General features: G+C 33.1%; 13 protein-coding genes and 1 pseudogene. 10 read left to right on the forward strand and 4 right to left on the reverse strand.

What is annotated here, in order from left to right; translation table 11 throughout:
* Nucleotides 1-868: 868 nt before the first annotated feature.
* The 3 genes from Q7C23_RS13955 to Q7C23_RS13965 are packed head-to-tail and all read right to left on the reverse strand — an operon-like array spanning nucleotide 869 to nucleotide 11,069.
* Nucleotides 869-1,657 (reverse strand): 4'-phosphopantetheinyl transferase family protein, encoded by a 789-nt coding sequence (locus tag Q7C23_RS13955; RefSeq protein ID WP_375033103.1) that lies wholly within the window; start codon nucleotides 1,655-1,657, stop codon nucleotides 869-871.
* Nucleotides 1,644-5,657: an amino acid adenylation domain-containing protein gene (locus Q7C23_RS13960; RefSeq protein ID WP_375033104.1), complete on the reverse strand. Its 4,014-nt coding sequence runs from the start codon at nucleotides 5,655-5,657 to the stop codon at nucleotides 1,644-1,646. The genes Q7C23_RS13955 and Q7C23_RS13960 overlap by 14 nt, the downstream gene beginning before the upstream one ends.
* A 60-nt stretch (nucleotides 5,658-5,717) precedes the next feature.
* Complete coding sequence (locus Q7C23_RS13965) at nucleotides 5,718-11,069, reverse strand: amino acid adenylation domain-containing protein (protein WP_375033105.1); 5,352 nt, start codon at nucleotides 11,067-11,069, stop codon at nucleotides 5,718-5,720.
* A 938-nt stretch (nucleotides 11,070-12,007) separates the two neighbouring features.
* On the opposite strand from Q7C23_RS13965, the gene Q7C23_RS13970 reads away from it, so the two are divergent.
* The 5 genes from Q7C23_RS13970 to Q7C23_RS13990 all read left to right on the forward strand — a co-directional run bounded on the left by Q7C23_RS13970 (nucleotide 12,008) and on the right by Q7C23_RS13990 (nucleotide 16,473).
* The gene (locus Q7C23_RS13970) at nucleotides 12,008-12,433 is read left to right on the forward strand and encodes a T9SS type A sorting domain-containing protein (RefSeq protein WP_375033106.1); all 426 of its coding nucleotides are present in this window, start codon (nucleotides 12,008-12,010) and stop codon (nucleotides 12,431-12,433) included.
* A 4-nt stretch (nucleotides 12,434-12,437) separates the two neighbouring features.
* Complete coding sequence (locus Q7C23_RS13975; protein WP_375033107.1) at nucleotides 12,438-13,175, forward strand: hypothetical protein; 738 nt, start codon at nucleotides 12,438-12,440, stop codon at nucleotides 13,173-13,175.
* A complete protein-coding gene (locus Q7C23_RS13980) occupies nucleotides 13,172-15,352 on the forward strand; it encodes a hypothetical protein (RefSeq protein ID WP_375033108.1) in 2,181 nt (726 codons plus the stop codon). Before Q7C23_RS13975 ends, Q7C23_RS13980 begins: the two co-directional genes overlap by 4 nt.
* Before the next feature lie 610 nt (nucleotides 15,353-15,962).
* A complete protein-coding gene (locus Q7C23_RS13985) occupies nucleotides 15,963-16,196 on the forward strand; it encodes a helix-turn-helix domain-containing protein (RefSeq protein ID WP_072973991.1) in 234 nt (77 codons plus the stop codon).
* A gap of 73 nt (nucleotides 16,197-16,269) precedes the next feature.
* Nucleotides 16,270-16,473 (forward strand): helix-turn-helix transcriptional regulator, encoded by a 204-nt coding sequence (locus Q7C23_RS13990; RefSeq protein WP_194655958.1) that lies wholly within the window; start codon nucleotides 16,270-16,272, stop codon nucleotides 16,471-16,473.
* 93 nt (nucleotides 16,474-16,566) lie between these two features.
* Here the strand turns inward: Q7C23_RS13990 and Q7C23_RS13995 are convergent, their stop codons facing one another.
* Nucleotides 16,567-17,031 carry a UpxY family transcription antiterminator gene (locus Q7C23_RS13995; RefSeq protein WP_375033109.1) on the reverse strand — a complete coding sequence of 155 codons (465 nt, stop codon included), beginning with the start codon at nucleotides 17,029-17,031 and terminating at the stop codon, nucleotides 16,567-16,569.
* A 601-nt stretch (nucleotides 17,032-17,632) separates the two neighbouring features.
* Here Q7C23_RS13995 and Q7C23_RS14000 point away from each other — a divergent pair.
* The 5 genes and pseudogenes from Q7C23_RS14000 (at nucleotide 17,633) to Q7C23_RS14020 (ending at nucleotide 22,732) form a co-directional block, all read left to right on the forward strand.
* On the forward strand, nucleotides 17,633-18,067 hold the full coding sequence (locus Q7C23_RS14000; protein ID WP_375033110.1) for an adenylyltransferase/cytidyltransferase family protein: 435 nt from the start codon (nucleotides 17,633-17,635) through the stop codon (nucleotides 18,065-18,067).
* Entirely contained in the window at nucleotides 18,057-19,058 is a 1,002-nt protein-coding gene (locus tag Q7C23_RS14005) for a mannose-1-phosphate guanylyltransferase (protein WP_375033111.1), read from the forward strand. The genes Q7C23_RS14000 and Q7C23_RS14005 overlap by 11 nt, the downstream gene beginning before the upstream one ends.
* A 32-nt stretch (nucleotides 19,059-19,090) precedes the next feature.
* Nucleotides 19,091-20,044: a GDP-L-fucose synthase family protein gene (locus Q7C23_RS14010; protein ID WP_375033112.1), complete on the forward strand. Its 954-nt coding sequence runs from the start codon at nucleotides 19,091-19,093 to the stop codon at nucleotides 20,042-20,044.
* Nucleotides 20,045-20,141: 97 nt separating this feature from the next.
* On the forward strand, nucleotides 20,142-21,266 hold the full coding sequence (gene gmd, locus Q7C23_RS14015) for a GDP-mannose 4,6-dehydratase (RefSeq protein WP_375033113.1): 1,125 nt from the start codon (nucleotides 20,142-20,144) through the stop codon (nucleotides 21,264-21,266).
* Nucleotides 21,267-21,319: 53 nt separating this feature from the next.
* Nucleotides 21,320-22,732, forward strand: a pseudogene (locus Q7C23_RS14020) (nucleotide sugar dehydrogenase).
* Nucleotides 22,733-22,757 lie beyond the last annotated feature (25 nt).

Below are 22,757 nucleotides of genomic sequence, written 5' to 3' on the forward strand. Positions count from 1 at the left end.
AAAATTAATTTTAGACAGAGCTACAGATAATTGCTTTAAAAAGTTTTTTTGTTTAGTTCCAAAAAATAATGTTTTGGTGGTGGAGCTTGTTTTTGTTTTTTAATTCTGTTTTTTTACCCCTTTAACGGTTTTATTTTGTTAAAAAAAACCTTTTTTATTCTCACAAATTATAGGATGAAAAATAAAAACGTCATTTTCTGAATGATTTTATGTAAAAAACGATATGAATTTTAGGCCTGATTTTAATAAAACAGATTCCCTTGAAAGGAGAAATTATAATTTAGGAAGCTTGTGCTAAAAAAAAAATCAATGTTTCTGTCCTGAAAAAGAATAATTATAAATAAACTTCTTGTGCCATAATTTTGTAACGGTAGCTTTTGGGTTTATAAAAATATTTACAAAGTGCTTTAGACGAAAAAAATCTGCGAACCTTTATATTCAAAGGTTTTTAGGTGTTCTTTAGTACTTTAATTTACTAATCCTTTTTTGGTTGTTGTCGTATAAATTCTGCACATTTGTAGTTATGTTACTACAAGTTTTTGAATTCAATTTTTACTTTATACCATTATATTTGTAATAGAGAGATTTTTTACGGTTTATGGTAGAAACCCAACTTGTCGACGTGACGAGTTGGTTTTTTTATTTTAGTTCCCACAAAATCATAGTACTCTTCTTGGGAACGAGCTTGCTTAATCAAATAGTTAATAGCCTCACTTTTACTACTAAAATCTTCTGTATTAACCTGATTTTTAACCACTCTTCATTTGGTGCAGTCAATAAGATAGTTTGGAGTGTCATATTAATAAATTTAGTTTGGTAATTTACACCAATCATATTTTAGATGAAGCAGTTTTTCTAAGTGGATAAATTATTTAATTGGAATCAGCTTCAATAAGTCAGTCATAGTATTTGGTATGATGTACATTTCTAAGTTATTATATGACGAAGACAAACCTTCAAAAGCTACAGCACCCAAATAGTAATCTGAAAGATCAAAACTATACACCTGCCAGTTTTGAGTATTTTTTATTAGTTTGAAGTCTACGCTATGATATCCATCTAAACATGGAATATGTTTAAAATCTTCATCAATACCTTTTCCTAATGCTTTTACAAAAGATTCTTTGCGTGTCCATAAACTGTAAAAGGTTTTTTTTTTGTCAGTAGCTTTTTGAATCGCTAACCTTTCGTTTTCATCAAAAATATCAGGAAGAAGATTTGTGAATTTAAAATCTTCAGATAGATATTCGATATCTATTCCAACTTTTTTGCGTGAAATTGCAATGATAGCAAAGTCTTCGGAATGTGAGATATTGAAATGTAACCAAGGATGCGATGCTAAATATGGTTTTTTATTAAAATCATAATCAAGGTAAATGTTTTTTACAGCTAATTTAGTATAGGCTCCTAAAATTATTTTTAAAATTGATCTGTATATAATGAATCGGTTTCTGTCTATTTCTTTGTAAAAGCGTTTTGCTTTTTTAATTTCTATTGAATTAAGGAACTTATACAAATCAGATTTTAAATCGATGAAGTCAGGTAAATAAATACAGTAAATAATTATATCATTTGTATTTAAGGAGTATTCCTTACCAGAGAATAACTTAGCGCTCCTGATATTTGAAAAAGAAATATAGAGCCTAGATGTTTTCATGTTTTTTATCTAAAATATCCTGAATTAGTCGTGCTAATACTCTATCATTTGGTGGTGCCACAATTTCTAGATGATTACCGGAGATATTATGAATTGTCACGCCTTTTAATGCCGCTTTTTTCCATCCTAAATGTGTAGGGTCTAGTTTATAGTTAATATCATCTTTTGATCGAAATAAATCTACTTCAAAGTTTTGTGGTTTAAGGTGATAGCGATCAACAATTTTTTTAACCAAACTATCAGCTTCTATGAATTGTTTAAAGGCCAAAGTTTCTTGTTCAGTCATCGTGTCGTTCTTGCCAAAATGTCTTTTTAAGATATAATCTTTTTTCCCATTAAAGCGCATTTTAAAAGCCTTCCAGCTCAATAGCATTTCTTTTAGAAAGTCTAATCTTCTGTGCGTAATATCAAAGTATCTGACTAATTGTTTTCGTCTGTAACTTCCATAATAATAAGAAGAATCAACATAAGAGTCGAGTAATGCCGTTAGGGTTACTGTTTTTCCTTGTTCTTTTAACTGACGCGTCATTTCGAAGGCAACTATGCCACCAAAAGAAAAACCTGCTAAGGCGTATGGTCCCTTTGGGTTTACTTTTATGATGGCATTTATGTAATGTGTTGCCATAGCTTCAATTGATTCATACCATCCATCAAAACCTTTCGGTTTTGTGCCCTGAATACCATAAATAGGTTGATCCTCATCAAAGTGTTTACTTAAATTGATAAAGTTTAAAACATTAAGTCCTGCTCCGTGTACGATAAAAAGAGGTACTTTGTTTCCATCAGGTTTTATTGGGACTAAACATTCTGCATAAATTTCGGTTCCCGTGTTTAGTAGCTTAGCAAATTTTTCTACTGTTGAATATTTAAATAAAGCAGACAAAGGAATTCGCTTGCCAGTGTGTCTCTCTATTTCAATCATAACTTTTACTCCCTTGATTGAATGTCCTCCCATCTCGAAGAAATCGCTAAAAATATCTATGTTCTGTATATTTAAGCTTTCTTTCCAAATAGCTGCAACTATATTTTCTTCTTCTGTTCGGGGAGCAGTATATTTAGTTTTTTTATTTACTTTATAATTTGATAATGCTTTACGGTCTATTTTGCCATTGAGCGTTGTTGGCATTTTCTCTATTAAATTAAAATTATGTGGAATTAATTGTGACGGTAATTTTGATGCCAAAGCTTCGCGCCATATAGGTATTAGATTTTCGTTACTCTCTATATTGGAATGAGGTACAATATGTGCTACAAGAAAATTTTCGTCAGCTAATACAACGGCATATTTTATACCATCAAGTAATAATAGTGCTTGTTCTACTTCTCCTGGTTCGATACGATGTCCTCTAATTTTAACCTGTTGATCGAGACGCCCTAAGCATTCTATTTCGTTGTTAGGAAGTATTTTTCCCAAATCACCTGTACGATAAATTATATCGTTTTTGCCTGCAGAAAATCTATTTTTAATAAATTTTTCTGATGTAAGTTCAGGTCTTTTCCAGTAGCCTTTTGCAACACCGTGGCCACCTATTACAATTTCACCAATCTTTCCTGGTGCTGCAAGTTGTCCTTGCTCGTCAATGATGTAAAATTGTGTATTTGCAATAGGTTTTCCAATTGTTATTACTGTATCTTCAGTACTTATTTGTTTTATGGATGACCAAATGGTAGTTTCTGTTGGACCATAGACATTCCAAAGCGTATGGCATTTACTTAAAAGCTCTTTGGCAAGATCTTCGGGCATAGCTTCACCACCGCATAAAGCTTTAAGCGGTAAAGGTTCAGACCAACCAGAGTCTAAAAGCATTGACCATGTTGTGGGAGTCGCTTGCAGAAAATTGATGTTTCCTTTTTTTATTAATTCAAGTAAAAGTCTTCCATCTCTAGCTGTTTCATGGTCTGCAATTACTAATGTTGCGCCTTTAATAAGTGGTAAATACAATTCTAAACCTGCAATATCAAAGGAGATGGTAGTTATAGATAATACTCTGTCATTTTCGTTAATACCAGGTTCTAAGGCCATACTCAAAAGAAAGTTAACCAAATTCCTATGGGTGATAGGAACTCCCTTTGGGTTGCCGGTTGATCCAGATGTATATAGTATATAAGCAACATTATCTGAACTAACGGTAAAAGCAAGCGGTAAGGCAGAATATTGGTTTAATAAATCAATAGCATCTTCTATAAAAATAGTATGCGACCATGACGGTAAGGATGCAAATAAAGCTTTACTGGTTATTAACATCTTTGCATCAGAATCATTAAGCATAAACTCTAAGCGTTCTTTTGGATATTCGGGATCCAATGGTATATAGGCCGCGCCGCATTGTAAAATGGCTAGTAAAGTGTAAAGCAGTTCCGGGCTTCGTGAAAAAGAAACGGCAATAAAATCACCAGATTGTATTCCTTGCGCTTTTAAATAATGTGCTAACTGGTTCACTTTTTCATGTAACCCGACGTAAGTAGTTTTTGAATCATGAAATTCTAAGGCTATATTTTTAGGTGTAATTTCTGCTTGTTTTCTAAGTAACTCCGTCAAAGTCACATTTGGATATGGCATTTCAGTACTATTTAAGATGTCGTAATCTGCTAAATAATTACCTCCTAGTAAATCCGATAATGGATTGTCTGAACCTGATATTACTTTATGCATTATATCTTCAAATGAAAGCATCATTTGAGTTATTTTTTCTGGTTTGAATAATGTAGTATTGTATGACCATTGAAAGATAGGTCCATTTTTAGATTTAAAAATATGAAGTTGAATTTCGAAGGTTCCGTATTCTCTCGGATTCATGTTTAATTCGTGAGTTAGACCCGTAAATGAAAATTCATTTTCGATAGTCCGATTCAAATCAACAGTTAGTATAACCGGAACTAACGGAATTCTTGAAGGATCTCTGGCAATTGCAAAACTCTTAAGAAGATGACCAAAACTAACTTGTTGATGTTCATATGCATCAAACAACTGAGAATTTCTTTGCTTTAGATAGTCTAAAAAGCTAATGTCAGGATTAATTTTACTGCGTAGCGGAAGTAAATTAACACAATCTCCAATCAGCTGTCGCATATCATATAATGTATTTCCTGAAGAAGGGAATCCGACAACCAAATCGTGTTGACCAGTAAGCTTGCATAAAAAGACCTCAAAGGCCGCTAGTATTGTGGTCACCAAACTACAACCGGCATTTATTCCTATATTTTTTAGTGAGGTTATAATTTTATCATCTAAAGGAAAATCCAGGCGAGCACTATTATATGTTCGTAATGAAGGTCTTACATAATCCAATGGTAGTTCAATTGTTGGAACCGATTCTTTATAGATATTTAGCCAAAAATCTTCTAAATTTTGATATTCAGTACTTTCCATAAAAGAATTTATTTTTTCGGCATAATCACTGAATCGCTCTGGAGCTGGAAGTTCCGGTACTGTATTTTCAATATAGGCTGAATAAATTGTTCCGAGTTCTTCTAATATTATATCGATACTAAGTCCGTCACCTATAATATGGTGAATTGTAAAGGTGACTAAATATTCAAAATCGTCCACATTAATTACACTAACTCTGAACAGAGGACCATTGACAAGGTCAAATACAGCATTAACTTCTTCCTTGACTACACTATCTATGCATTTTCCTTTTTCAATAGCGGTCAGGTTAGAAAAATTATTGTAAGATATTTTGATATCAGCTCCCGTATAAATACACATAAAGTGCCCGTCTGGACTGAAGGAAGCTCTAAGTCCTTCATGACGTTGTACTAAAGTTTTTAGTGCTTGCTCAAATATATCTACAACTAAATTACCCTTAAATTTAATCGAAACAGATAAGTTATATGCTTTATTGGCATCACTACTTCCAAAAATACAATCTGACCATATTTCCTGTTGAGAATTTGTTGAATAGATTACTCTTTCAATCTCAGGTGAAAATGGAAAAAATTGAATTTCATTTTTAGATTGAATTTGGGGCTGAGGTTTGTTTTTCATTACTATCATAATTCTATTTTTAAATGAAATTGTACAGTTCGTGAAGTGACAATTTAAAATAATTGATTATTAATCATGGTTGCAAGATTCTAATAGCTGTATTTTTATGAACTTCCCTTTTTTATTAGAGTCTTCTATAAACCACGCTGGATTCCCGTTTTCGTCGCGTCCTAATTTTCCGCCCTTTATAGGAGGATCATTAGCCATTATGATATACTTTTTATCTGCGATTTTGTTCTCCAAAAATTGCTGATCATTAATCTTCAAAACATCAAAAGGTTTTTCTGGCTGTAGGGTTTCATTTGTTTCAATGACCTTTTCGGGATTAAAAGTTTTGGCATCTAAATGTTCTGTTTTCAGACTTCCAAGAGCATATTTTCCATTTAATGTGGTATTTCGATAATTTTGTAATTGGTCGATCTTTTTGCTTAAAAGCTGTATTTGCTGAACAATTTGTTCTAATGAAATTTGATTTTGAATTGAAGATAATTGAGGTTTATTTATTAAAGTATTAGATTCAATGATTTCATTAGGAGTTATTTCAATTTCTTTTTTTGATTCACTAAGATCCTTTTCAGGAAGGTTAAGGTCAATATAATCAGCTAAAAGAGATGGTGTTGAAAAAACTTCGTTAAGTTGTCTAAAAGTAATTGGCAAGTCAAACTCTTTTTTCAGTTTACCTGACAATTGGGTAAGAGATAAGGAATCAAGTCCAAGTTCTAAGAAAGTATTTGATGCTGCATCAGATTCATAACTTATTCCTGATGCGTTCCTAATAATTTCTGAAATCTTAAATAGTATTGAATCTTTTCCTGAGTTGTTTGCTTTGGCAGCGCTATCGGTTTCTATTGAAGCTATAGGTGTATTTAAAATTGCCGGTATATCAGCAACGACAGTTTTTTGAGGTACTGCTGTCTCAACCGTACTTAAAGGTTCAATCCAACAAGGTTTGCGATCAAAAACATAACTTGGTAATTTTATTTTTTGCCTCTGTTGTTGATCGTAAAAAGCATGCCAGTCAGGTTTTATACCTCTAATCCATAAGTCGCCTAAAGCGTTTAACAAAGTAGAATATTCATTTTCTTGTTCATCCTTAGGAAAAGTTAGACTAGGAAAAGCGGGTATGACTTTACCAGCGGCTTGTTGACGCGCTAAAGTAATCAGTGTTTGTCCAGGGCCAACTTCTAATAGTATATAATCCTCTAAACCAAATGCAGTATCCATTGCATCTGCAAATCTTACCGTATTTTTTAAATGGTTTACCCAATAGATTGCACTTGTGGCTTCTGTATCTGAAAGCCAGGTTCCCGTTACTGTCGAGATAATAGGTAAGCGAGGAATATTTAATTTTATTTTTTCTACTTCATTTTTAAATGATTCTAAAATAGGATCCATCATAAAAGAGTGAAAGGCATGGCTGGTAAGGAGTATTTTGTTGGGAATATCTTGCGAATCAAGTTTATTATTAAAATCAGTAATATCTTCTTTTGTGCCTGAAACCACACAAAACTGATTTGAATTTATTGCCGCCAGTGAAAGTGTTTCCGGAAGCAATTCATTTAATTGCTCAATTGGTACACGTACAGCCAGCATAGACCCGCCAGGGAGCCCACTGATTAATTGTCCTCTAACCGCAACGATATGTAAAGCGTCTTTTAAAGTCATGATTCCTGCCAAATGTGCGGCAGCAAATTCACCAATACTATGTCCACAAAGAAAAGTTGGTTTTATTCCCCAACTCATCCATAATTGAGACAATGCATATTCGGTAACGAATAAAGCAGGTTGCGTTAAACGAGTATCTTTCAAAAGTTCTTCTGCCTCACTGGAGTTAATTTCGGGATAGATTATATCACGTATATCTAAATTTAAATCTTCCATCAATAGTTCAGCGCATTTATCTATTGCATTGCGATATACTTCTTCGTTATCATAAAGGGTTTTGCCCATTTGTAAAAATTGCGCTCCTTGTCCCGGGAATAAAAATCCCATTTCGCCAGGTACACTTTTTAATTGTGCGGATTTAATGCTTTTTGGTTTGAGAGAAATTAATTTTTCGACAGCATCAGTTGCAGCATTGGCTATTAAAAAGCTTCTGTGGTTAAAGTCATCCCGTGTTACACTCAATGAATAAGCTATATCTGCTAAATTATTGTCTTTTGCTTTATCAATAAAGTTACCCAGTTCATTTTCATAGCACAGCAGACTATTTTGACTTTTAGCAGACCACGTGAGTATTTGAAGTGGTCGTGTAGTTGAAGGTGGCAAAGGTTTCATCTCATATTCTTCGACAATAACATGTACATTGGTACTTCCTATACCAAATGAGCTCACACCAGCTCTTCTTTTACCATCTGCTTTCCAGTCAATCAATTTGTTATTGATGTAAAAAGGGCTATTATCAAAATCTATATTTGGATTTGGTTTCTTGAAATTAACCATTGGAGGTATTTGCTTATGGCGCATTGCTAATAATGTCTTTATTAGGCCTGCAGCACCTGCAGCAGCAGTGGTATGGCCCATATTACTTTTTATAGATCCCAAAGCACAATAGCCATTTTTTTCTTGTTTGCCATAAGCGATTTTAAGTCCTTCTATTTCTATTGGATCACCAATAGGAGTTGCGGTACCATGTGCTTCCATATAAGTAATGGTTGAGGGAGATATTTGAGCATCATTGAATGCATTTATTATTGCTCCAGCCTGGCCTTTTGGGCTTGGTGCCATAAAACTACCTTTGTCTCCTCCGTCGTTATTTACACCAACTCCTTTAATTACTCCGTAAATAATATCTCCATCTTTTTCAGCTTCTTCTAACCTTTTAAGTAAAACGACTCCTGCGCCATCACTAAAAACGGTACCTTTTCCAGAAGCATCAAAAGATCTGGTAGAACCATCTGGGCTTTTAATAAATCCATCATCATAAAGGTGACCACTATTTATGGGTGAAGTTACACTGGAACCGCCCGCGAGAGCAACGTCACACATTCCGGTTCTTATTGCTTTTACCGCTTCAGCGACTGCTAATAACGAAGTTGAGCAAGCTGAATGCACACTAACAGAAGGGCCTTTTAAATTTAAATGATATGAAGTTCGGGGTGCAATAAAATCTTTTCCATTTACAGTATAGATCTGAAGTTCGCCTATTGAACTTTTTAGCTCTTTGTTTGAAAATATATTATTTTCGTAGTAAGTATTAATTTCACTGCCTGAGTATACTCCAATACTTCCTTTGTAATGTTTAGGAAGATGCCCGGATTGCTCTAATGCCTCAAATGAAATTTCTAGAAACACCCTTATTTGTGGATCCATAGCGGCCGCAAGTTGTGGGTTTAATCCAAAGAAATTGGCATCAAATGTTTTGGCGGAAGGCAAAATCCCACGAGCACCTATATAAAGCGGGTCTTTACGAAGACTTTCAGGCAAACTAACATCTAATTCGTCTTTTGTAAAATAAGATATTGTCTCTTTTCCATTTTTTAAGTTCTCCCATAATTCCTCAATTGAGTCAGAACCAGGGAATCTTCCAGCCATACCAATTACGGCAATGTCTGCAGAAACAGTTTTGTTTTTGGCCTCTTTAAAGGCAAACAAATCTTCCTTATTTTTTTCTCCATTCTTATCTTCCCCTAAAATTGTAGAAAGCTCTCTAATTGTAGGGAAGATGTACATTTTTGAAACAGGTACTTCAATCGATAAACGTTGTCTCAATACCGAAGTAATTTTTTGTGCCAATACTGAACTACCCCCAATATCAAAAAAATCATCATCTATACCTATACTTGGTATTTTTAATTCCTCGCTCCAGATCTTTGCAATATCTTTTTCTAATTGCGTATTAGGTTTATTGAATAGAGGAGCAGAGTCTGGTCTGGTATATTCAGGAATTGGTAAATTCTTTTTATCAATTTTCCCGTTTGGTGTTATTGGAAAATCCTCTACCCAAATATATTTGGAGGGTAATAATATTTCTGGTAAAATTTTTGAAAGTGCCTCATGAATTATTTTTTCATCCTTTAGTTGTTCATTAGATTTAAAATAAGCTATAAGTTTATCTTCACTTCCATAATAATTGCTTACGATTACTGCTGACTGTTTTATTCCTGGAAAACTATTTAGAGCAGTTTCAATTTCACCTAATTCAATACGATGTCCTCTAATTTTCACTTGATGATCTATACGCCCCAAACATTGAAATTCTCCATTCGGTAATAATTTCCCCAAGTCACCAGTACGATAAAGAATAGCATTTGGTTCTGTCGAAAATGAATCTGGAATAAATTTTTCAGCTGTAAGTTCCGGACGTTTCCAATAACCTTGAGCAACACCATCTCCACCAATAACGATTTCTCCAATTGTTCCCGGAGCAACAGCTTGCCCATGCTCATCTAATAAGTAAATTTGTGTGTTTGCAATAGGTCCTCCAATTGTAATTAATTCATCTTCGGCGTTAATTTGCTTGATAGCTGACCATATTGTAGTTTCTGTTGGGCCGTACATATTCCAAAGAGAATCACATCTTGCAGTTAACTGACGCGCCAGATTTAAAGGCATAGCTTCGCCGCCACAAAGGGCTTTTAACCCCAATGGTGTTTCCCAGCCAGAATCAAGTAGTAATTGCCATGTAGTTGGCGTGGCCTGCAGTATTGTAATTTCTTTTTTTTGCAAAAGCTGAAGTAAAAGCTGTCCATCATGAGTAGTCTGGTAATCAGCAAAAACTACTGTGGCACCTTTAATTAATGGTAGAAATAATTCGAGACCTGCAATATCAAAAGAAATTGTCGTAATGGACAGTAATTTATCTTCAGGATTTATACCTGGCTCAATCGCCATGCTGAATAAGAAGTTTACTAAATTTTTATGAGTTACAGTAACTCCTTTTGGTTTTCCGGTAGATCCGGAGGTATACATCATATAAGCAACAGCCTCTTGTGCAACAGTAACCAAAACAGGTGAAATAGGATAGTTGTCTATTGCAGACAACGCGTTTTCGACCAATATTGTTTTTGAATATATGGGCAATGAAGCTGCAAGTGATTTTGTAGTTAGCAAAAAACTAGCCTCAGAATCTTCAAGCATAAATTCTAAACGTGCAGTTGGAAATTTAGGATCTAATGGTAAGTAGGAGGCACCACATTGTAAAATGGCAAAGAGAGCGATAATTAATTTAGGACTTCGCTCCATGGAAACAGCAACTATTTGCCCAGAGGATAAGCCCTGAGACAGAAAATAGTTAGCCATTTGGTTTGTCTTTTTTAATAATTCTCCATAGGTGAGCTTTTCATCTTCAAATTCGAGCGCTATTGAATTAGGGAAAATGGCAGCTTGCTCTGCAAAGAGGTCATGTAAGGCACTTGTTGGGTACGTCATTTTAGTCCAACTTATCTTGTTGTCTAAATTATTTTTGTTAAGTCTTTTCATTTTAATGCTATTAAAATTAAAGTTGAGCAAAATAATATGATGAGTTTAACGTCATGATATTTATAATTTATTACTTAAAACTGAGTGTTTTTTTAACTAAATAGTTTGTTTATCTACAAATAGATGTGGGAGTTATAATTCTTTTTTGGCTAATAATTTTGATGTAAAATATTTTGTATGTATCTGTTAATTAGCTATTAATTATTTTTTAAAATAAAGTTTTTTCTTCGCTTATACTTGTATTTTCATCATTATGCTATTATCATCTATGAATGACATATTCTATATTAGATTTGGGTAATTTTATTAAATCTGATAAGTTGTTTACAAAACCAATTTCGTTTACCAATTTTCCTTTTTTGCAACTGCGAGATTTTTATATGTAAATATCCTACCTATTTATCTTTCTGGTTTTTGTTTTAAAAGGCAATAATTCCTCGTTGAGACCAATTTACCCTTGAACAGGACAGTATTTATTTTGACAGAAATAAAATATTTAATTTTACGTTTTAATAAGTTGCTTTTGTTTAGATGGTTACCTTTTTTTTGGAAGGTAAATATCTAGTAACAGCTGTTCAGATTTTTAAAGAAATCAGATATGGTAATAATAAAAAAAGGTGTTGAAAAAGTATTTCATGAAAACATAACCGTTGTCATATAGGTATGATTTGGCTCATTAATTTTTTTTAGTAAAGAGGTAGGAACGCTGTAAAAGATTTTTTCAATGTAGGTAAATAGTCATTAAAATACTACATTTAATGTCGTTTATCGGAATTAAAATTAGTTATATCGGTTTTATTTTGTAAATAAATATTTTTGCAGTAAAATAATAAGCCTGTAAAACTGTGAAGTATCAAAATTTAAAAATTATTAATCTGCTCATAATTATGCTGTTGTTCTTTCCTTTTAAAGGAAATAGTCAAAATACACAAGATATTATGGAAACCATAATTACATCTGGTAGTAATGCAACAGGAAGTTCTGGTTCTGTAACTTATTCAATTGGCCAGGTATTCTATACTTATATAGGATTACAAACAGTCTATAATGTGGCTCAGGGTATACAGCATCAGGAAAATGATGAAAATCTGGGTACACCAGAAATTGAAAAACCTACAACAGAAATATTTGTTTTCCCAAATCCAACAGTAGATTTTGTTTATATAAGTATGAAAGGAGATGAGCTCGAAGGCGCAAATAGATCCTATCGTCTTTATGACTTGCAAGGCAGGCTTTTAAAACAAAATGTAATTACTCAAACCGAAACCCAGATTAGCTTAAATAACTTTAGTTCATCCCTTTATGTACTTACGGTATATGTGGATAACAAACTTTATAAATCTTTTAAAATATTAAAAAAATAATATAATGAAAATTGCACTTACGATACTTTTATTTTTGACTTTTACCTTTACAGTATTTGCTCAAGCACCTGAAAAAATGAGTTATCAGGCAATTATTCGCGCACAAGATAATAGTCTGATCATGAATTCGAGAATTAGCCTTAAAGTTATTATACATCAAAGTACTGTTAACGGAACAAGTGTATATCAGGAAACACATTCTCCTACTACAAATAACAACGGTTTAGTTTCGCTTGAAATTGGAACAGGAACTGTTTCGATAGGTAATTTTAGCCAGATAGCCTGGGATAAAGGACCTTATTTTATAGAAACGCAAGTTGATGTAAACGGTGGTTCTAATTATAATATTACCGGAGTTACACAGCTTTTGAGTGTGCCATATGCGTTACATGCCAAAACAGCTGACAGATTAACCGGAGGCGTAACTGCTCCAATTACCAAAGCCACCGTCATTTCGTTTACTTCTTCAAGAAACATTGCCGCTGCGGATGTAAATAATACAATAGAATGTAAAACATCGGCCACATTAACCTTAACTGCCGATTTTAGTAGCATGCTAGTGGGGGAGACTATTAATTTAGAAGCGCATAACGGTGCTGTATTAACGATACAAGCCCCATCAGGGGTGTCAATTAACTACAATGCAAATGGTAGTGCAAAGTTTACCAGTGTTTCTGGAAACGTAAGGTTTGGCTTTCTTAGAAAAACGGGCACAAATTCCTATATTATATCTGGACAATGAAACATTTAATATTTTTTTTACTCTTTTCAACTATAGTTTTTTCACAAAACTATCATTATGCTATTGACGATGCTCCCGTAAAAACTCCAGAAATACCACCAGGAGTCAATAATCAATTAGAAGAAATTAAATATTTTGAAGCTTTTTTGTTACCAATTGCTCAAAAAGCGAATCTTCAGGCTGCTTTAGATTTACATGGCTCTGTAAGATTGGAAAAAGGAGATTATTCAGGAGTAGATATTGTTATGAAAAGTAATCAGAGACTATATGGATATCCATCATTGACCAAAGTATCTAATATTACCATAACAGCCGGAAGTACAGGAGTGGTTTTAGAAAACTTACTTCCACAAGATAAAACGATAACGCTTCAGGCAGGAGGAGTAATTTCTAATTGTACTTTTAAATCTATAAAGTGGGCAACTTTAAAGGCAACAAATGCAACGTTTACAAATAATACCTTTATAAATTACGGTGGTAATATTTTAATAGATTGTAGCCAGTCTGGTTATTTTAGAAATAATAAATTTATAAAACACCAATCAGGAGGGTTAACGACGGTTTTGACTATGAAAGGAAATACCACAACTCCTAGTTATGGTAATGTGCATTTACACACTAATTTTCTAACACCGCATGGAGATACAAGCGAACTGGATAATTTAGTATCAGCTACTTTTGTTGGTATTGACGCAGAAGGCTGGAACCTTACCGGAGATGGAACCAAAGCTATGTTTAAGGCTAGTAATATGGGCAATGTTAAAATAACAGATTTAGGAGGCGGTAACTCATACTCTGCTGTTCGAACCGGAGCTTATGATATTGATGCTGCTAATGTATCTATATTGAATAAAAAACTTTTTACAGAATTTGATGTAATATCACCGAGAACTAACATGATAATGATAGCTGCTTTAGGGGGATATAAAAGAGGGAGCGGAACAGTCACCGGATATGATCTCTTGGGAAATTTAGATAATACCAACTCTCTAAAATATAATAATGTTGAACAAACGACTGCTATAACTAATACAGCAATAGTTTCAAATCTTAGCGCTTCTATTCTGGGAAGTCAATATGCACCCTGGAGCCGACCAGCATGGGAGACATTACCGGATCCGACAGGTGCAAATTGGAGATCTGATAGAGTAGGTAAACCAGACAGTACGACTTATATTCAGAATTTAATAAATACAAATGGAGTCGCAGAACTTCCTGAGGGTGTCTTTTATATTAGTGCTACTTTAAAAGTTCCTCTTGACAGAGCGCATGGAATTATGGGTAAGGGTACAGGAAAGACTTCCATAGTAGGTTTGAAAGATGATTTCCCTTTAATAACGCTTACGGGTGGTCAGGACGACAATTTTGTATTGGCACATTTGACGCTGCAAGGCGGCAGCGTAGGTGTTTATTCATCACAAAACTTTGGTACACAGCATATGAGTTTTGTATGGTTAAAATATGTAGTATTTAGAGATCAAAATTATGGCTTTCAGTTAGATCAAATGATGGGCTTTGATAATAATTTCTTTGACAATATTTCTTTTGTAAATTGCAATAAAGGATTTTTTCAAGATCCTCTTGTAAAAGGAGATTCTGACCATTCCAGCTTTGTTGATAAAACAATGTTTTACAGAAGTCAGTTTATAAATTGCAATACAGCGGTTTCTATGTTAGCAACAAGGGCAGACAATTTAAATGCCTGGGTAGATTGTAAATTTAGTGGAGGACAATCCGCTCTTATCTTAGGTGGAAATAATTATCCAATAGCTGCCAATTGTGATTTTACAGGCTTTACAGGAAAGCAAGTTATAAGCAGTGGAGATATCTCTCTTTATAATTCTAATTTTTACAGTAACAGCACTACAGCTTCAACTATTAAATCTATTAATTCCTATATTGAAGGATGTAATTTTTCAGATGCAACGACCTTATTTTCATCTGTTATATATAATCCTGTAAATGCCTATATAACAAACTCTACCGTAACAAGTACAGTATCTTCTTTAGTGATAGATGGCGATTGGAACAGTAAATATTCAGGAGTATTTATGAACAGTAATTTTAAGTCAAACCCTACACTTAGCAAACTGTTAGTAAATGTAAAAGAAGGTACGGCAACGGTAATTATAAATACAGCTTCTAATCCTTATCCCCAGCTTTTAGTAACACGATAAACAGTATATTTTTTTATATACATCTAACTTAACTGATCAATTTTTTTATTGATCAGTTTTTTGTTTTAAAGACCTCTTGTGCATTATATAGTTATTAGACGTATTGTCTTGTTTCTTTTAGTATTTGGATAATTAGGGATCAAAAATCCCAAATGAGTTCTAAAAAAAATCAGATACTTTCGTAGTTTATAAAATCTGATTTCAAAAATTTTCGTGCACTGTTTTAATTAAAATTTATTTTTGGCAAGATTTTTCCTTTTTTCATTGTCTTAATAATATAAGTTCTATTTCGCAATATGTTAAAAAAATAGTCTTTATCTGATTAAATTTAACTTTTAGACGCCCTAAAGCGGCTCTAGAGGGCAACTAATTGCATTTTATCGATTTTAAAATCCGTTGGACAGATTTATTATTTAAAACTGTGAAAAATGCATATTTTTGAGCGAAATTTAAAATTGGCAAAACAAAATTGATTGTTTGGCTAAAAATGTTGTTAATAATTTATCATTTAAGGTTAAAGTTTAACTTTTTGATAACATTGAAAGAAGGGCGAATTATTTTTAACTACAATAGTAATTCAAGATAAGAATTATTAAAATTTTTTATTTTTATGAAATACAGTGTATACGAAAATATCAGAAAAATAAGAGAATTAAAAAACTTAACCAGAGAGTTTGTCGCGGCTGAATTAAAAATGAGCCCTAGTGGCTATGGTAAAATTGAAAGAGGAGATGTCGATTTAACTGTTTCTAAATTAATTGAAATTTCAAAAGTTTTAGATGTTTCAATTGAGTTCATATTTAAATTTGATGTGTCTATTTTTTTTAATGAAACGGCAAAATAAAGTATTCTGAAAAAATGTAAAATTAAAAGTTTTAATAGCGAGACATAAATAGAGTAAATTAAATAATAAAGTTATGGAAAATTACTATTTAAGAATCAAAAAGTATCGGATAGAAAATAATCATACTTCTGAATATATAGCTATTCAAATGGAAATGAGTTTGAAAAAGTATGAGAGTATTGAGAAAGGAATGGTTGATCTCAAATTATCAAAGTTAGATAAGTTAGTGAAAATTTTAGGAATCAAAAAAAGTGAAATTTTCAAATTGGATACTTAATTTTAGAAAAAAAACATTTTTGTTATTCACTAAAAAATTAGAGTTCACTATTAAAAGAACTCTAATTTTTTACTTCCTAATTATTAGCTATATTTATTTTTTTACTTTTAAAACATATCCCAAAGATTCCAGAATTAAAACATAATGCGTTTTTGTGATGTCCTTGACAACAGCATTATGATCACAAAAGGGTCCGGAATTCAAATGTATTTCATCTCCAATTTGGTACTGCATAACCGATATTTCTTTGGCAGTATCGCCACTTTTAAGCCATTCTTTTATTGTCTCAATTTCCTGGTCTTTTACAACAGCATGTTTACCTAGCCAAAATAAATACCTTACCACACCAGGTGAATTAAAAACCAGATTTCTATCTTTTTCTTCCAATTGTACAAATATATAATGATCAAATAATGGTGATTCGACCTTTATTTTTCTATCAGATCTTTGTATGATTTTTTTAATCAAAGGACAATAACAATTGACATTAAACTTGGTTAATTGTTCTGCGGCTCTTTTTTCCCATTTGGGCCTAGTGTATACGACGTACCATTTCATAATCTTAAATTATTTATTGTATTAAATACATTATGATTTAAATAGAGATTTACTCTTTTGTATTTACCTCAGTGATTTTTTTAAGAGTAATAGCTCTACTTTAATTTTTTACTGCAAATAAATATTCTTCAAAATCTAAACAATCACGAGGGTTTACAGCCTTTTTTATTAATAATCAGACTAGCTGTTTCAAGTATTAATTGCTTTGTGAATTTAATTCCAAGTACGGTAAGCATTTACATTTTTAATAGCATTTTTTCCTTAGTAAGGACATTTAGCAACGAAAATGTAGTTTTAATTCTACATTAGTATTATAATTTTAACATAAATTAACATTGTTGATATAGCCGATAAAAATGATTTCTAATTTCTGGATCTTAAGTCTGAACTTGAATAGTTTTTATCCTTATAAGGAACAATAATTTTAATTTCTTTAAACATAAATTTTTCTTTTTTGGATAGCTAGATTGTAGCTATTCACGGGGAACCCCTTTTCATTTCCAAAAAAGAAGCATTAAAATCCTGTAACAAGGTTAATAATGTATTTCGACTACAAAATCCATATTAACAAACTTACTTTTAACTTAAAAACATTAAGCTTATGAAAATTGGAATAACTTTTAGTGCTTTTGATTTATTACATGCAGGGCACGTGAAAATGCTTGAAGAAGCAAAACTACATTGTGATTATTTAATTGTTGGTTTACAGACGGATCCCACCTTGGATCGCCCAACTAAAAATAAACCAACCCAAACTGTTGTCGAACGTTACATACAATTAAAAGCGTGTAAGTTTGTTGATGAAATAGTTCCTTATGCCACTGAACAGGACTTAGAAGATATTTTGAAAGCCTTTACTATTGATGTGCGTATCTTAGGAGATGAATATAAGGAGAGAGATTTTACAGGCAGAAGCTATTGTGAAGAAAAAGGAATTGAGTTGTACTTTAATATAAGAGACCATCGTTTTTCAAGTACCAATTTGCGTCATGAAGTGTATCAGAAAGAAATTTTAATAAACAGTAATGGCAATTAGTACTCTTACTCATGTAATTCTAACAGGGGGAGTTGGCAGCAGATTGTGGCCTCTATCCAGAAAAACACTTCCTAAGCAATATCTTGAACTTTTTGACGGAGAGTCACTTTTTGAAAAAACAGTGAACCGTAATCAAGTTATTTCCAATAAAACGATAGTGGTTGGAAATATAGAAAATTACAAAATGAGTAATGCCATTATGTCAAAATTAAGTAAGTCTTTTACTCATATTGTAGAAGCTGTACCTCGTAATACAGCTGCAGCAATTGCATTTGCTGCATTTGCATCAAAGCCGGAAGATATTTTACTGATTACACCATCAGATCATATTATAGAAAGCAATCAGTTATATGATGCTGCTTTGCAAAAAGCGATTGTACTGGCTAATCAGGATTGCCTTGTTACGTTTGGTATAAAACCTATTAAACCGGAAACGGGTTATGGTTACATTGAATTTGAGAATGAAAATGTAGTTGCATTTCATGAAAAGCCAGATTTCGAAACGGCAACAGCTTATCTTCAAAACGGAAATTATTTTTGGAACAGTGGCCTTTTTTGTTTTAAAGCAGAAAAATTTTTAGAAGAGCTTCAAAAGCAGGAGCCTGAGGTTTATTGGGCTTCAAAAGCGGTTTGGGAAGTAAATCAAAACGGCTTTCTGAATTATGAATTGTCACTAAATATTCCTTCCATAAGTATTGATTATGCTGTTATGGAACGGAGCAAAGACATTAAAGTTGTCCCTGGTCATTTTGAATGGTCTGATCTAGGTTCGTTCGAATCGGTTTATGATTATCTGGTGCAGAAAGGCCATCCAATTGACCAAAACAGAAATATTGCCATTGGAACTTCATTACACACTACTTTTATTGGGGTTAAAAATTGCATTTTAATTTACACCGCCGATGCCTTAATGGTTTTGCAAAAAGAAAATTCTCAAGAGGTAAAACAAGTTTATCAACATTTAGAATCTATTGCTTCGCCATTATTATAATTCATTTTAATTTTTTTATAAACGAGCCTACAATGATCGACAAAAATGCTGCAATATATATTGCCGGACACCAAGGAATGGTTGGAAGTGCTATTTGGAGAACCTTAAAAGCAAAAGGTTACCATAATCTTATAGGAGCTTCAAGTAAAGAATTGGATTTAAGAGAACAAGAAGATGTTCGGGACTTTCTTCAAAAAATAAAACCTGATGTTATTATAGATGCTGCGGCAAAAGTAGGAGGGATTATGGCGAATAATGATTTTCCGTATCAATTTTTGATGGAAAACATGCAAATTCAAAATAACCTTATTGGCGAAGCTCATAAGTTGGGTGTAAGCAAGTTTATCTTTTTAGGTAGTTCGTGTATTTATCCAAAATTGGCATTACAGCCTTTAAAAGAAGAGTATTTGATGACAGGTTCGTTAGAAACTACAAACGAGTGGTATGCTTTAGCAAAAATTAGTGGTGTAAAATTATGCCAGGCTATACGCAAGCAATTCAAAAAAGATTTTGTGAGTTTAATGCCAACAAATTTATACGGTATCCATGACAATTTTGATTTGAACAGTTCTCACGTTTTGCCGGCGATGATTCGTAAATTTCATGAAGGCAAAGAAAATAATAATGCTTCAGTTATCCTTTGGGGTACAGGTAAACCAATGCGGGAATTTCTATTTGTAGATGATATGGCAGAAGCGGTAATTTTTGCTTTGGAAAATGAACTTCCGGGACATTTGTACAATGTGGGAAGCGGAGAAGATATTACGATCAAAGAATTAGCTGCCATAATACAAAAAATCGTCGGGCATACCGGACAGATTATTTGGGATGATAACAAACCCGATGGGACACCAAGGAAATTACTGGATGTTTCTAAAATGCATAAGATTGGTTGGAAACACCAGGTCAATCTTGAACAAGGAATTCAAAAAACCTACAATTGGTTTTTGGAAAACATTGAAAATTTCAAAGAAAAGATCTATTAGTAGGTCCTTTTAATTTACCTCCAACAAAAATTTTATCGTTACGATTTTAAAAATTTGCACTTTGCAACACAATGCCTTGTGCCTTATACTTAACATTATGAATCCATTAAAAAAAATAGCTTTTATTACAGGTGTTACCGGACAAGACGGAGCTTATTTGAGTGAATTTTTACTAGAAAAAGGCTATATCGTACACGGTTTAAAAAGACGAACTTCTATGTTTAATACAGATCGTATCGATCATTTATATCAAGATCCATATATAGAAAACAGGAATTTTATTTTGCATTATGGTGATATGACTGATAGTACCAATTTGACTCGTTTAATTCAGCAAATTCAGCCTGATGAGATTTATAATTTGGCGGCGATGAGTCATGTAGCAGTTTCATTTGAAACTCCGGAGTATACTGGAAATGCAGATGGATTAGGAACCTTGCGCCTTCTGGATGCAATTCGTTTACTGGGGTTGGAAAAAAAGACACGAATTTATCAGGCATCGACTTCAGAGTTGTATGGGAAAGTACAGGAAGTACCCCAAACTGAAAAAACACCTTTTTATCCACGCTCGCCTTATGCTGTGGCAAAAATGTATGCCTATTGGATTACCGTAAATTATAGAGAAGCTTATGGAATGTATGCCTGTAACGGAATCTTGTTTAATCATGAATCACCTATTCGTGGAGAAACTTTTGTAACGCGTAAAATTACCAGAGCAACTTCAAGAATAGCTTTAGGATTGCAAGAAAAATTATATTTAGGAAATCTGGATGCCAAACGCGATTGGGGGCATGCCAAAGATTATGTGCGTATGATGTGGATGATTTTACAAGCAGAAGAACCTGAAGATTGGGTAATTGCGACAGGAACAACTACTCCAGTTCGTGAATTTGTTCGTATGAGTTTTGCTGAAGTAGGTATTGAATTAGAATTTAAAGGTAAAGGTGTAGAAGAGAAAGGCTTTGTGAAATATTGTAGCAACCCGGATTATCAGATTACTATAGGGACAGAAGTATTGGCAGTTGATCCAAATTATTTCAGACCTACAGAAGTAGATTTACTAATAGGAGATGCTTCAAAAGCCAGGACTAAACTAGGTTGGCAATGCCAATACGATTTACCTGCATTGGTAAAAGAAATGATGGAATCTGATTTAAAGTTGATGGCTAGAGAACAGCATTTAAAGGAATGTGGTTATAGCATCTTAAATTATTTCGAGTAAACCAATAATAAAGCAGTAGAACGTAATTTTTTATGCCTGCTAAAAGATATTAAATGAAAATTAAAAATATTTGCTGTTTAGGTGCCGGTTACGTTGGTGGTCCAACGATGTCTGTTATCGCATTAAAATGCCCGGAAATTAAAGTAACTGTTGTAGATTTAAACGAAGCTCGCATTTCGGCATGGAATGAGGCGGATCTGGATAAGTTACCTGTTTATGAACCTGGACTTGCAGAAGTAATTCGTGAGGCAAGAGGTCGTAATTTGTTTTTTTCAACCGAAGTAGAGCGTGCAATTGAAGCTGCAGATATGATTTTTATAGCAGTAAATACTCCCACGAAAACTTATGGAGAAGGTAAAGGAATGGCGGCAGATTTAAAATTTGTTGAGCTTTGTGCCAGACAAATAGCCCGAGTAGCAAAAACGGATAAAATAATAGTAGAAAAATCAACTCTTCCAGTCCGGACAGCCGAAACATTACAGACTATTTTAGATCATACAGGAAACGGTGTTAAATTTGAAGTACTTTCAAATCCAGAGTTTTTAGCAGAAGGAACAGCTATTGATGATTTACTTAATGCCGACAGAGTTTTAATTGGAGGAAAACAAACGGAGAGTGGTCTACAGGCAATTCAGTTTTTGGTTGATATTTACAGGCATTGGTTGTCACCAAAACAAATTTTAACCACAAATGTATGGTCTTCAGAATTATCAAAATTAACAGCCAATGCATTTTTAGCACAAAGAATTTCCTCGATTAATGCGTTATCTGCTTTATGTGAAGTAACTGAAGCAGATGTCGATGAAGTTGCCAATGCCATTGGAACTGATACTCGAATTGGATCAAAATTTCTTAAAGCTTCAGTAGGTTTTGGAGGATCTTGTTTTCAAAAAGATATTCTAAATTTAGTCTATTTATGCCGCTATTTTAATTTACCTGAAGTGGCTAATTATTGAGAGCAGATTATTATCCTGAACGATTATCAGAAATATCGTTTTGCAAAGAATATTATCAACACGCTTTTTAATACAGTTAGTGGAAAGAAAATAACTTTTTTAGGTTGGGCATTTAAAAAAAACACCAACGATACCAGAGAGTCCGCTGCTATTTATGTAGGAGAACATCTCATTGAAGATGGCGCAGAAATTCACATTTATGACCCAAAAGTTTCTGAAGAAAAAATCAAATCCGATATGCGCTATATATTGGAATTAAAGGGACTTACAGAACAGAAAATTGAATCAAAAATAAAACAAATTTTCGTTTATAAAACAGCAATGGATGCTCTTGATCAAGCTCATGCCGTTGCAGTGTTAACTGAATGGGATGAATTTAAAACGTATGACTGGGCGACTATTTATTCCAGAATGTATAAGCCTGCTTTTGTATTTGATGGCCGTAATATTCTGGATGCAGAAAAATTAAAAACAATTGGTTTTCAGATTAAGGGAATTGGAAAAGGGTAAGCTAATCGAGTAAATAAAAAAACTA

This window comes from Flavobacterium sp. LAR06 (assembly GCF_041946075.1).
GTDB lineage: Bacteria > Bacteroidota > Bacteroidia > Flavobacteriales > Flavobacteriaceae > Flavobacterium.

Excerpts from the sequence above, each read along its gene's own strand:
- Q7C23_RS13955 (WP_375033103.1), bottom strand. The coding sequence starts at position 1,657 with ATGAAAACATCTAGGCTCTATATTTCTTTTTCAAATATCAGGAGCGCT.
- Q7C23_RS13960 (WP_375033104.1), bottom strand. The coding sequence starts at position 5,657 with ATGATAGTAATGAAAAACAAACCTCAGCCCCAAATTCAATCTAAAAAT.
- Q7C23_RS13965 (WP_375033105.1), bottom strand. The coding sequence starts at position 11,069 with ATGAAAAGACTTAACAAAAATAATTTAGACAACAAGATAAGTTGGACT.
- Q7C23_RS13970 (WP_375033106.1), top strand. The coding sequence starts at position 12,008 with ATGGAAACCATAATTACATCTGGTAGTAATGCAACAGGAAGTTCTGGT.
- Q7C23_RS13975 (WP_375033107.1), top strand. The coding sequence starts at position 12,438 with ATGAAAATTGCACTTACGATACTTTTATTTTTGACTTTTACCTTTACA.
- Q7C23_RS13980 (WP_375033108.1), top strand. The coding sequence starts at position 13,172 with ATGAAACATTTAATATTTTTTTTACTCTTTTCAACTATAGTTTTTTCA.
- Q7C23_RS13985 (WP_072973991.1), top strand. The coding sequence starts at position 15,963 with ATGAAATACAGTGTATACGAAAATATCAGAAAAATAAGAGAATTAAAA.
- Q7C23_RS13990 (WP_194655958.1), top strand. The coding sequence starts at position 16,270 with ATGGAAAATTACTATTTAAGAATCAAAAAGTATCGGATAGAAAATAAT.
- Q7C23_RS13995 (WP_375033109.1), bottom strand. The coding sequence starts at position 17,031 with ATGAAATGGTACGTCGTATACACTAGGCCCAAATGGGAAAAAAGAGCC.
- Q7C23_RS14000 (WP_375033110.1), top strand. The coding sequence starts at position 17,633 with ATGAAAATTGGAATAACTTTTAGTGCTTTTGATTTATTACATGCAGGG.
- Q7C23_RS14005 (WP_375033111.1), top strand. The coding sequence starts at position 18,057 with ATGGCAATTAGTACTCTTACTCATGTAATTCTAACAGGGGGAGTTGGC.
- Q7C23_RS14010 (WP_375033112.1), top strand. The coding sequence starts at position 19,091 with ATGATCGACAAAAATGCTGCAATATATATTGCCGGACACCAAGGAATG.
- gmd (WP_375033113.1), top strand. The coding sequence starts at position 20,142 with ATGAATCCATTAAAAAAAATAGCTTTTATTACAGGTGTTACCGGACAA.